General features: G+C 60.9%; 3 protein-coding genes. All 3 read left to right on the top strand.

Annotated elements, in window-relative coordinates:
- On the top strand, nucleotides 1–467 hold a 467-nt coding region (locus tag H5U38_09030), incomplete at its 5' end, for a hypothetical protein (protein MBC7187162.1).
- Nucleotides 464–1396, top strand: a complete 933-nt coding sequence (gene rfbD / locus H5U38_09025) for a dTDP-4-dehydrorhamnose reductase (protein ID MBC7187161.1) — start codon at nucleotides 464–466, stop codon at nucleotides 1394–1396. The genes H5U38_09030 and rfbD, both read left to right, overlap by 4 nt.
- A gap of 6 nt (nucleotides 1397–1402) precedes the next feature.
- A partial coding sequence (locus H5U38_09020) for a polyprenol monophosphomannose synthase (protein MBC7187160.1) occupies nucleotides 1403–1966 on the top strand: 564 nt, incomplete at its 3' end.

Genomic DNA, 1966 nt, shown 5'->3' with positions numbered 1-1966 from the left:
ATTGGCTGCAGTGGGTCTCTGGCGCAGACATCGTGCAGATGAACGAGCACGAGGCGAGCTCGCTGCTTGAGTGCGACTGTCCGGTGCCGCAGGAGCGCTTGGCCGGGCTTGCCCAGGAGGCATTACAGGGAAGGGCCAAAGTTCTGCTGGTGACGCTGGCAGAAAGAGGGGCGTTTGTCGCGGAGAAGACAGCGACCGGGGTGCGCAGCCAGTTGGTGCCCGCGTGCCATGTGGAGCGGGTGGTGGATCCCACAGGCTGCGGGGACGCGTTTGCAGCCGGGTTCCTCCATCACTATCTGGAGAAAGGCGATGCACAGGCAGCGGCGGTTTTTGCCAACAAGGTGGCGGCCATCAACTGTTCGCTGCTGGGCGCGGAAAACGTGGAGGCCATTGCCGAAGGACTGCACAGGCTCCACGGGGAATCGCAATCAAGAATGAACCACAGGGAGAGGAGTGCGGCGACGTGAAGGTATTGCTCACGGGGTGCAACGGGCTGTTGGGGCAGAATATAGTGGCTTACAAGCCAGCCGAGGTGGATCTGGTCGGCGTTGACCTTGCAGATGCCTTCTATGGGAAGAGCGGCGCGCTCGAATACCGCCGCCTCGATCTGCGGGACCGCAGTGCGGTGAAGGGACTCTTGAGCAGTGCCAAACCGGCTTGGGTCATCCACACTGCGGGCTACAACAACGTGGACGGCGCCGAGACCGAGAAGGAGGCCTGTTGGCAAGGCAACGTGGTAGCAACCGAGAACCTTGCCTGGGCGGCGGAGAGCTGCGGTGCGCACCTCTTGCACCTCTCCACCGACTATATCTTTGACGGGCACAAAGGGCCCTACGCAGAGACCGCGCGTCCAAACCCTCTTGGTTATTACGGCAAGTCGAAGCTGGCGGCAGAAAACGTGCTAAAGGGAAGTGCCGTACCCTATGCCATCGTCCGGACGATGGTGCTCTATGGGCATGGGCAGAAGGTGCGGGAAAACTTTGCCACCTGGCTGCTGCGCAAACTTGGTGCTGGCGAGGAGGTCAAGGTCGTGACCGACCAGGTGGGGAACACCACGCTTGCCAGCGAGCTCGCCCAAGCGCTTTGGCAGCTGGTGCGGGACCAGGCAAATGGCATCTACCATGTCGCCGGAAGAGATGTCGTCAGCCGCTATGACTTTGCTGTGACCCTGGCAGATGTCTTTGGCCTTGACCGCTCGCTCATCAAGCCGGTGCGCACTGCCGATTTGCACCAGGCTGCCCCGCGGCCGCTGCGCTCGGGGCTCATTGTCGAAAAAGTCTTTGAGGATTTTGGCATCCGTCTTTCGGGAACAAGGGACGCACTGCTCCATTTCAAGGAGGAATTGGAGGCTGCAGGCTCACCACTGGCACTCACCGCAAAATCGGAAAACGCGTAGCCGGACATGAAGACCCTGGTCGTGGTGCCCACCTACAATGAGGCGGACAACATTGGCAAGCTGATCCCGCGGATCCTGGCAGAAACGCCACCCGGCACGGAGGTGTTGGTGGTGGACGACGCCTCGCCAGACGGAACGGCCGCGATTGTCATGGCTATTGCGGCCAAAGATCACAGGGTCCACCTCCTCCAGCGCGAGCGGAAGCTTGGGCTGGGCAGCGCTTACGTCTTGGGGTTCAAGTACGCGCTGCAGCACGACTTTGACTACGTGGTGGAGATGGACGCGGACTTTTCTCACGATCCGGAAGAGATCAAGTTGCTGCTTGCGAAAGCCCAGGATGGCTGTGACCTGGTGGTCGGCTCGCGATACGTGGACGGGATCACGGTGGTGCGCTGGCCACTCAAACGGCTCATGCTGAGCATCGGAGCCAGCAAGTACGTCCGCGCGGTGACAGGCTTGAAGATCCACGATTGCACCAGTGGCTTCAAGTGCTTCCGGCGACGCGTGCTGGAGGCTATTGACCTGGACGGCATCCGCTCAGATGGCTACTCCTTCCAAATCGAGATGTCA

It is taken from the genome of Calditrichota bacterium, from assembly GCA_014359355.1.
In the GTDB taxonomy this organism is placed as follows: Bacteria; Zhuqueibacterota; Zhuqueibacteria; order JANLFK01; family Oleimicrobiaceae; genus Oleimicrobium.
Note: the sequence above shows the minus strand (reverse complement) of the source record. Positions and strands in the feature narration are given on the sequence as shown.